This is a genomic window from Clostridium sp. (assembly GCF_051278035.1).
Taxonomy (GTDB): Bacteria; Bacillota; Clostridia; order Clostridiales; family Clostridiaceae; genus Clostridium_AD.
On record NZ_JBNMNU010000177.1, the window covers coordinates 1 to 8,660 of the forward strand.

12 protein-coding genes are annotated in these 8,660 nt (G+C 33.4%); all 12 read right to left on the reverse strand.

The genetic code is table 11. The annotated features are described in order from the left end of the window. On the reverse strand, window positions 1-1,137 hold a 1,137-nt coding region (locus tag ACJAX4_RS19595; protein WP_435791122.1), incomplete at its 3' end, for a Na/Pi cotransporter family protein. Window positions 1,138-1,418: 281 nt separating this feature from the next. After that, window positions 1,419-1,811, reverse strand: coding sequence for a 30S ribosomal protein S9 (rpsI, locus tag ACJAX4_RS19600; RefSeq protein WP_435791123.1), 393 nt, complete (start codon window positions 1,809-1,811; stop codon window positions 1,419-1,421). Window positions 1,812-1,835: 24 nt separating this feature from the next. Further along, on the reverse strand, window positions 1,836-2,270 hold the full coding sequence (gene rplM / locus ACJAX4_RS19605; protein WP_435791124.1) for a 50S ribosomal protein L13: 435 nt from the start codon (window positions 2,268-2,270) through the stop codon (window positions 1,836-1,838). A gap of 163 nt (window positions 2,271-2,433) precedes the next feature. Continuing rightward, window positions 2,434-3,168, reverse strand: a complete 735-nt coding sequence (gene truA / locus ACJAX4_RS19610) for a tRNA pseudouridine(38-40) synthase TruA (protein ID WP_435791125.1) — start codon at window positions 3,166-3,168, stop codon at window positions 2,434-2,436. A gap of 37 nt (window positions 3,169-3,205) precedes the next feature. Continuing rightward, a complete protein-coding gene (locus tag ACJAX4_RS19615; protein ID WP_435791126.1) occupies window positions 3,206-4,003 on the reverse strand; it encodes an energy-coupling factor transporter transmembrane component T family protein in 798 nt (265 codons plus the stop codon). Window positions 4,004-4,079: 76 nt separating this feature from the next. Then, window positions 4,080-4,934: an energy-coupling factor transporter ATPase gene (locus ACJAX4_RS19620; protein WP_435791127.1), complete on the reverse strand. Its 855-nt coding sequence runs from the start codon at window positions 4,932-4,934 to the stop codon at window positions 4,080-4,082. Continuing rightward, window positions 4,919-5,752 (reverse strand): energy-coupling factor transporter ATPase, encoded by an 834-nt coding sequence (locus tag ACJAX4_RS19625; RefSeq protein WP_435791132.1) that lies wholly within the window; start codon window positions 5,750-5,752, stop codon window positions 4,919-4,921. The genes ACJAX4_RS19620 and ACJAX4_RS19625 overlap by 16 nt, the downstream gene beginning before the upstream one ends. 93 nt (window positions 5,753-5,845) lie before the next feature. Then, window positions 5,846-6,187 carry a 50S ribosomal protein L17 gene (gene rplQ, locus ACJAX4_RS19630; protein ID WP_435791128.1) on the reverse strand — a complete coding sequence of 114 codons (342 nt, stop codon included), beginning with the start codon at window positions 6,185-6,187 and terminating at the stop codon, window positions 5,846-5,848. A 12-nt stretch (window positions 6,188-6,199) separates the two neighbouring features. Beyond that, window positions 6,200-7,147 (reverse strand): DNA-directed RNA polymerase subunit alpha, encoded by a 948-nt coding sequence (locus ACJAX4_RS19635; protein ID WP_435791129.1) that lies wholly within the window; start codon window positions 7,145-7,147, stop codon window positions 6,200-6,202. A gap of 62 nt (window positions 7,148-7,209) precedes the next feature. After that, on the reverse strand, window positions 7,210-7,830 hold the full coding sequence (gene rpsD, locus ACJAX4_RS19640) for a 30S ribosomal protein S4 (protein WP_435791130.1): 621 nt from the start codon (window positions 7,828-7,830) through the stop codon (window positions 7,210-7,212). Between the two features lie 30 nt (window positions 7,831-7,860). Then, window positions 7,861-8,253 (reverse strand): 30S ribosomal protein S11, encoded by a 393-nt coding sequence (rpsK, locus tag ACJAX4_RS19645; RefSeq protein WP_435791131.1) that lies wholly within the window; start codon window positions 8,251-8,253, stop codon window positions 7,861-7,863. 15 nt (window positions 8,254-8,268) lie between these two features. Continuing rightward, entirely contained in the window at window positions 8,269-8,637 is a 369-nt protein-coding gene (gene rpsM, locus ACJAX4_RS19650; protein WP_435791133.1) for a 30S ribosomal protein S13, read from the reverse strand. Window positions 8,638-8,660: the final 23 nt, after the last annotated feature.

The following is an 8,660-nucleotide window of genomic DNA, read 5'->3' on the forward strand; positions in this document are numbered from 1 at the left end:
TTTTTCATTTTCATAAACAGTTTTTAACTTTTTTTCATCATTATTTACAAAACACGTCATAGCAAGCTTTACATTATCTTTTGCTAAATTAGCCATTCTCACAACCTCTTTTGTAGTTTGACCAACCGCAATAACTGGTGTCTCTAGTAATCTGTCATCTATATATTTAACGCCTAATGTTTGAATTCCATCTTCGCCAGGTATTAATTTATTAACAAGCAAAACAAAATATCTTATAAAGGGCACCATAATTATAGTGTTCGCTATGTTAAATATTGTATGAGCATTTGCTATTTGTCTTTTTACCTCTGAAGCTCCACCTGGAGATATGGACTGTACCAACTGTATTAGTGGATTCATTAACGGTATAAAAATTATTGTACCAAATATATTAAAGAATATATGTATTAGCGCTGCTTTTTTGGCAGTTCTAGAGGTTCCTATACTTGATAATAAAGCTGTTATACATGTACCTATATTATTACCAAATAACATTGGCACCGCTACTTCTAGTGGAAGTGCTCCTGTAGATGATAATGCTACCAAAATACCTGTGGATGCTGATGAACTTTGGATTACTGCCGTCATCAATGCACCTGTTAATATTCCGAAAAAAACATTACCTTGTAGTTTCATAATCAAAGTCGCAAAAGCTGGGGACTTTGCTAGAGGAGCCATAGTATTCTTCATTAATTCCATGCCTAGAAATAAAATACCAAACCCAAGTATAATATTACCTATTTCCCTAGATTTCTTACCTTTTGAAAATAATATTGTTAATGATCCTATCCCTAAAAATATTGGTATTATAGCATCAAGCTTAAAAGCAATTAACTGCGCCGTTACAGTAGTTCCAATATTAGCTCCCATAATAACCGCTGCAGCTTGATAAAGATTCATAAGTCCTGCATTAACAAAACCCACTACCATTACTGTGGTCGCGCTACTACTTTGGATAACCGTTGTTATTATAGCCCCTGTAGCTACCCCTTTTACTGGATTGGATGTTATTTTTTCAAATATTTTCTTGAGTTTTTCACCTGAAGCATTTTCTAACCCATCACCCATAAGTTTCATTCCATAAAGGAACAACCCTAAGCCCCCAAAAAGACCTATAACCATATTTACACCATACATAAAACCCCTCCATATTTGTATCTATTGTAAGTATCTTAATTTACCTCAAATTTCTTAACAATACATATCTATGATACTATAACTTTCAAGTGGGTGTTAAGTAATTTACATCATATTTAACATAAACTTTAATATTTTTAACACAAACATAACATAATAGCTATTTACTTTTTGACTATACTACTATTATCAATTTATATAATTAATTTGTAGATTAATATACAATAAAAAAGAGATATACGCTTTTATCAAGTGTATATCTCTTTCTATGTATAAAAATACTATCTTTTTGAGAACTGAGATGCTTTTCTCGCTTTTTTAAGACCATATTTCTTTCTTTCTTTCATTCTTGGATCTCTTGTTAAAAATCCTGCTTTTTTAAGTTCTGGTCTTAAAGTTTCATCAGCTTTAAGTAATGATCTAGATATTCCGTGTCTTATTGCTCCAGCTTGACCTGTATATCCACCACCGTGCACATTTACTAAAATATCAAATTTTTCTTTAGTTCCAGTTAGTACTAGTGGTTGATTAACTATAAGCATTAATGTTTCTAATCCGAAATAGTTTTCTATGTTTCTTTTATTTATAACAATTTTACCTTCGCCAGGTATAAGTCTAACTCTAGCAACTGATTTCTTTCTTCTTCCTGTTCCTATATATTGAACCTTTGCCATTATATTTCCTCCCCTCTAACTTGATTAGTATTTAAGAACTAGTGTTTGTGGATTTTGTGCCTGATTTTTATGTTCTGGTCCTCTGTATACAGTCATTTTTTTAAGTGTTTGACGTCCTAATGGTCCTTTTGGAAGCATTCTTCTTACTGCCTCTTCGAAGATAAACTCTGGTTTTTTAACCATTGCTACTCTATATGGAACTTCTTTTAATCCACCTGGATAAAAAGAGTGATGTCTTAACATTTTTTGGTCTAATTTCTTACCAGTTAAAACGATCTTTTCTGCATTTAATACAATGACAAAGTCACCTGTATCAACATTTGGTGTAAATGTTGGTTTGTGCTTTCCTCTTAAAATTGAAGCTATTTGACTAGCTGCTCTTCCTAAAACTAGTCCTTCTACGTCTACAACGAACCAAGTTCTTTCTACTTCTAACGGTTTTGCTAAGTATGATTTCATTATTTTCCCTCCCTGAACTTTTAACAATCGAATTTCTATGCTAAAGATCCGGGGCTAGTGGATCTTATTACACGATAACATATACAAACATTAATAAGTATAATACATTCTACCGGGTGTGTCAATGCTTTTACGCAGGATATTACCCTTTTTACTGATTTATTTAATAAAAAACCTCTTCTAAACATAATCCGCAGGCCGGCGCTGATTTCCCAGCCTTTTCTCTCTGCTTTGATTCTATTATATCCTTAATTTCATTAGGTTTAATTTTTCCTTCACCAACTCGAATTAGTGCTCCTACTATTATTCTAACCATATTATATAAAAAACCATCAGCGGCAATATATATTTCTATTAAATCCCCATTTTTCATAATATCTAGCCTTGTGATAGTTCTTACAGAAGTTTTTACAGAACTACCTAGATTTCTAAATGCAGAAAAATCATGAGTGCCCATAAAATACTGCGTAGCAAGTTTCATAGCCCCTAGGTCTAATATTCTCTTATGATTATATATGTAATTGCGTCCTACTGCAATAGACTCACGCCTATTAAGTATAGAGTAGCTATAGATTTTGCCTGTAGAATCATACCTTGCATGAAATTCATGTGGAACCTCAGAACAATGTAAAATTACAATATCTAATGGAAGCTTACTATTAATAGCTCCTATAAACTTTTCCACAGATATAATGCTACTGGTATAAAAGTTCCCTGTATAGCCCCTTGCATGAACTCCTGCATCTGTTCTACTAGAACCAATGATTTTAGTTTCTTCGCCCGTAATCCCGTAAATAGCAATCTCTACTTTTTCTTGAATAGTTATGGCATTCTTTTGTCTTTGCCATCCCGAATAATTAGTTCCATCATATTCTATTATAATCTTTATATTTCTCAAGACTTCACATCCTTTTCTATTTATGGGAAACAGAATATTAAGTTCTGCTAACAATAGTAATAACAAATAGGATTGCGAATGCGAAACTTGCTACAAAATCTTTTGTTGTTATCTTTAGCTCTTTCATTCTTGTTCTTCCTTCTCCACCTTTATAGCATCTTGATTCCATAGCCATTGCAAGTTCATCTGCTCGTCTAAAAGAGCTTATAAATAAGGGTACTAAAATAGGAATTAAACTTTTAGCTCTACTTATTAAATTCCCAGACTCAAAATCAGCACCTCTTGCCATTTGTGCTTTCATTATTTTATCAGTCTCATCCATAAGAGTAGGAATGAATCTAAGTGCAATAGTCATCATCATGGCAAGCTCATGAGCCGGCACACCTATTCTTTTAAATGGATTAAGAAGTCTCTCTATACCATCAGTGAGCTCTATAGGAGACGTTGTGAGTGTTAGTATCGATGTTCCAATAATTAAAAACACTAATCTAACTATCATAAAGGCTGCAATTATCAAACCTTCTTTATATATAGTTATAAATTTCCATCTCCAAATTTCTTCAGTTCCACTAGTCATAAAAATGTTTAATATTGCTGTAATAAGTAACAATATAAAAATAGGCTTTAGACCCTTGTATATATATTTAGGAGATAAATTAGCTATCATTATGGTTGACAAAATAAATACAAATATAAATATATAACCTAAAAAATTATTTACTAGAAATAGGTTAACAATAAATAGTAGAGATATGAGTATTTTAAATCTTGGGTCTAATTTATGTACAAAAGAATCTCCTGGCATATATTGACCTATTGTAATATCTTTAATCATATAAATTCCTCCAATGCGTTGAAAGACCCGAATACTACTGTTATAAATGGCATCTTATTGGGATAAAAAATTTATACTATTCCGCCTTTAATATTCTAAGCAATTCCCGCTTAGCTTTTTCTACAGTAAATGTATCCTCGGATACATCGAATCCTTTGCTACGTAGTTCTCTAATTAGATAGGTCACCTGTGGTACTGCAAGCCCTACATTTTCTAATACTTGTATTTCCTTAAATATCTTCGCAGGCGTTCCATCTAGAATGCAAGTTGCCTCGTCCATTACTATAATTCTGTTTGCAACCTTTGCTACATCTTCCATACTGTGAGACACTAAAATTATAGTCATATTATTCTCTTCATATAGCTGAACAATTTTACTTAATATATCATCTCTTCCTTTTGGGTCAAGTCCTGCTGTTGGTTCATCAAGAATTAAAATCTTTGGCTGCATAGCAACTACTCCTGCGATGGCGACTCTTCTCTTTTGACCACCACTTATTTCAAAAGGTGATTTGTCCTTGTATTCTTCGTAATCTAGTCCTACTATTTTCATGGCTCTTTGAACTCTTTTATTTATTTCATCATTATCCAGACCTAAATTGTGTGGTCCAAAAGCAATGTCTTTTTCGATTGTTTCTTCAAAAAGTTGATATTCAGGATATTGAAATACTAAACCAACCTTTTTCCTTATACCAGTAAGTTTAGCTTTTTTAACTGTAATATCTAGCTCATCTATTATTATAGTGCCTGAAGTTGGCTTTAAAAGTCCATTTATGTGCTGTATTAGTGTGGATTTACCTGAGCCCGTATGCCCAATGAGTGCCACAAATTCACCTTGTTTTATTTCTAGAGATATATTATCTAAAGCTTTTTTTTCAAAAGGAGTTTTTGGCATATATACATGTGTTAAATTTTCTATTTTAATTGACATAACGCATTCACCATCTCATTTATAGTTAGTATATCTGTTCCTATATCAATACCATTTTGTTTAAGCTCAAATGCAAGTTCAGTTACCTGTGGAACGTCTAACCCAATTTTCTTCATTAGTGGTACATTTCTAAATATTTCTTTTGGCTTTCCATTCATTTCTATTTTTCCATTATTCATTACTACAATTCTATCTGCTTCCACTGCTTCTTCCATATTATGAGTTATTAAGATTATTGTTATTCCATATTTTTTGTTTATTTCTTTTATAGTACGAATAACTTCTTTCCTTCCATATGGATCAAGCATTGCTGTGGGTTCATCAAAAACTATACATTTCGGCCGCATAGCAAGAATACCTGCAATAGCCACTCTTTGTTTTTGACCACCTGAAAGTAGATGGGGAGCATGTTTTTTATATTCGTACATTCCAACATTTTTTAGTGATTCATCCACTCTAATTCTTATTTCTTTAGGATCTAACCCTAAGTTTTCTGGCCCAAATGCTACATCTTCCTCTACAATGGTTGCAACAATTTGATTATCAGGATTTTGAAATACCATTCCAGCTACATTCCTAATATTCCACAAATTACATTCTAGTGATGTCCTAAGTCCATCTACATAGACTTCCCCCTCAGTAGGTATTAAGAGAGCATTTATATGTTTAGCAAAAGTCGATTTTCCTGATCCATTATGTCCTAGTACTACTAAAAATTCGCCCGTAGTAACTTCCAAATCTAGTCCATCTATGGCCACTTTTGATTTTTCATCTACATTTTGAGGATAATTATAAACAAGCTTATTACATATAACCATTTTTTCACCCACAAGCGTCACTCCCTATATCCTTTAAATCTTTATAAGAAAATGGGGATTAAGTTTGTTACAACTTAATCCCCTTTGCTCAAACTATACTAATTCTATTATAGCGAGCTCTGCCGCATCGCCTCTTCTTGGGCCCACTCTCATTATTCTAGTATATCCACCGTTTCTCTCAGCATATTTAGGTGCAATATTATCAAATAAATCTTTAACTACGCTTTCTTCAGTAATGAATGAAAGAGCTTGTCTTCTAGCATGAAGGTCTCCTCTTTTTCCAAGAGTTATCATTCTTTCTGCAAATTTTCTAGTTTCTTTTGCTCTAGAGATTGTAGTTTCAATTCTACCATATTTCAACAAGTTAGTTGAAAGACTTCTGAACATTGCAATTCTTTGATCAGTGGAACGTCCTAACTTACGATACATTGCCATGTGTTTACCTCCTTACTCTTCACTAAGCTTTAAGTTCAAGCTTAAGGCTTGAAGTTTTTGTTCAACTTCTTCAAGTGATTTTTTGCCTAAGTTTCTGACCTTCATCATGTCGTCCATAGATCTTTCTGTTAGCTCCTGAACTGTATTAATTCCAGCTCTTTTTAAGCAATTATAGCTTCTAACAGAGAGGTCTAATTCCTCAATAGTCATTTCAAGTACTTTTTCTTTCTTATCTTCTTCTTTTTCAACCATTATTTCAACATTATCAGCATGATCTGTTAACGTCATAAATAACTTGAAGTGCTCAATAAGAATTTTAGCCGACAAACCTATAGCTTCATCCGGTCTAATTGTTCCATTGGTCCAAATTTCAATAGTTAATTTATCATAGTCAGTAATCTGGCCTACTCTAGTATTTTCAACAGTGAAATTCACTCTTTTAACAGGAGTATAAATTGAGTCTACTGGAATTGTAGCAATTGGTAATTCATCTGTTTTATTTTTGGTATGAGAAACATATCCTCTACCTCTATTAACCGTTAGTTCCATATATAACTTAGCACCTTCGTCTAATGTTGCTATATGTAAATCGCCATTAACAACTTCCAAATCTCCATCAGATTTAATATCTGATCCAGTAACTACTCCTGGTCCATTAGCATCAATATATATTGTTCTAGGACCTTCTCCAACCATTGTAAGTGCTAAGCTTTTAATGTTTAAAATTAACTCTGTAACATCTTCTTTCACACCTTTAACAGTAGAGAACTCATGAAGCACTGTATCTATTTTCACTGAATTTGTAGCAACTCCCGGTAATGAAGAAAGAAGAATTCTTCTTAATGCATTACCCAAAGTTGTACCATAACCCCTTTCTAATGGTTCAATTACGAATTTACCGTAAGAACTATCTTCAGCGGTTTCTACACATTCAATTTTTGGCTTTTCTATTTCTAACATAATAAACCCTCCTTTTTTTTTATTGGCAACCTATTATGAGGGCAACTGATTCTTTTTTATGACTACCTACTGTATAACTCGATGATTAACGTCTCATTAACAGGAACATCTATATCTTCTCTACTTGGTTGTGCTAAAACTTTTCCTTCCCATTTCTCTACGTCAGCTGATAACCAACTTGGTAGTGTTTTAGGATTTTCAGCAAATACTTTGAATTTCTCAGTAGCTCTGCTCTTAGCACATGGTGATATTACTTCATTTGCTACTAAGCTATATGAAGGGATATCTACCTTTTTACCATTAACTGTGAAATGACCGTGAGTTACTAGTTGCCTAGCCTCTTGTCTTGAATTTCCGTAACCTAATCTATAAACTACGTTATCAAGTCTAACTTCTAGAAGTTTTAATAGGTTTTCACCTGTAATTCCTCTTAACTTGTCAGCTTTCTCATAGTATCTTCTAAATTGGCTTTCAAGTATTCCATATATTCTTTTAGCTTTTTGCTTTTCTCTTAATTGTAATCCATAGTTAGACATTTTTTTCTTGCTCTGCCCATGTTGTCCTGGTGCATAACCTCTTCTTGCAAATGCACATTTATCTGTAAAGCATCTATCACCCTTAAGGTTCAGCTTCATACCTTCTCTTCTACAGAGTCTACAAGTAGCTCCAGTATATCTTGCCATTCAATTACACCTCCTATTTTCTTAACTGTACTATACTCTTCTTCGTTTTGGTGGTCTACAACCGTTATGTGGAATTGGAGTAACGTCTTTGATTAATGTAATTTCTAATCCAGCCGCTTGAAGTGATCTAATCGCCGCTTCCCTACCGCCTCCAGGTCCTTTAACAAATACGTCAACACTCTTTAATCCATGCTCCATAGCCGCTTTACTAGCAGCTTCTGCTGCCATTTGAGCTGCAAATGGAGTACTCTTTCTTGATCCTCTAAAACCTAATCCACCAGCACTAGACCAAGATAAAGCATTACCAGCTACATCTGTAAGTGTAACGATGGAATTATTGAAAGTAGACTTTATGTGTGCACAACCATGCTCAACATTTTTTCTTTCTTTTTTTCTTCTACTTCTTTTAACTTTTTGAGCCATTACATTCCCTCCTTACTATTTCTTCCTACCCGCCATTGTTTTTTTAGGGCCTTTTCTTGTTCTTGCATTAGTTTTAGTTTTCTGTCCTCTTACTGGAAGACCTTTTCTATGTCTTATTCCTCTGTAACAACCAATTTCCATTAATCTTTTTATCTCTAGTGCACCTTTTCTTCTTAAGTCACCCTCTATTAGAAAGTTCTTAGTGATATATGTCCTTAACTCGTTTACTTGTTCCTCAGTTAAGTCCTTAACTCTTGTATCAGGATTTACTCCTGTTTCTTTGAGAACTCCTTGAGATTTAGTTAATCCTATACCAAATATATAAGTTAATCCTATTTCAATTCTTTTTTCTCTTGGTAGGTCAATACCCGCTATTCTTGCCATTTGCTGTTTACACCTCCTAGGTA

What these genes read in the sequence shown, in the direction of transcription:
- rpsI (WP_435791123.1), bottom strand. Translation starts at nt 1,811, where the DNA reads ATGGCAAAGGTTCAATATATAGGAACAGGAAGAAGAAAGAAATCAGTT.
- rplM (WP_435791124.1), bottom strand. Translation starts at nt 2,270, where the DNA reads ATGAAATCATACTTAGCAAAACCGTTAGAAGTAGAAAGAACTTGGTTC.
- ACJAX4_RS19615 (WP_435791126.1), bottom strand. Translation starts at nt 4,003, where the DNA reads ATGATTAAAGATATTACAATAGGTCAATATATGCCAGGAGATTCTTTT.
- ACJAX4_RS19620 (WP_435791127.1), bottom strand. Translation starts at nt 4,934, where the DNA reads ATGTCAATTAAAATAGAAAATTTAACACATGTATATATGCCAAAAACT.
- ACJAX4_RS19625 (WP_435791132.1), bottom strand. Translation starts at nt 5,752, where the DNA reads ATGGTTATATGTAATAAGCTTGTTTATAATTATCCTCAAAATGTAGAT.
- rplQ (WP_435791128.1), bottom strand. Translation starts at nt 6,187, where the DNA reads ATGGCAATGTATCGTAAGTTAGGACGTTCCACTGATCAAAGAATTGCA.
- ACJAX4_RS19635 (WP_435791129.1), bottom strand. Translation starts at nt 7,147, where the DNA reads ATGTTAGAAATAGAAAAGCCAAAAATTGAATGTGTAGAAACCGCTGAA.
- rpsD (WP_435791130.1), bottom strand. Translation starts at nt 7,830, where the DNA reads ATGGCAAGATATACTGGAGCTACTTGTAGACTCTGTAGAAGAGAAGGT.
- rpsK (WP_435791131.1), bottom strand. Translation starts at nt 8,253, where the DNA reads ATGGCTCAAAAAGTTAAAAGAAGTAGAAGAAAAAAAGAAAGAAAAAAT.
- rpsM (WP_435791133.1), bottom strand. Translation starts at nt 8,637, where the DNA reads ATGGCAAGAATAGCGGGTATTGACCTACCAAGAGAAAAAAGAATTGAA.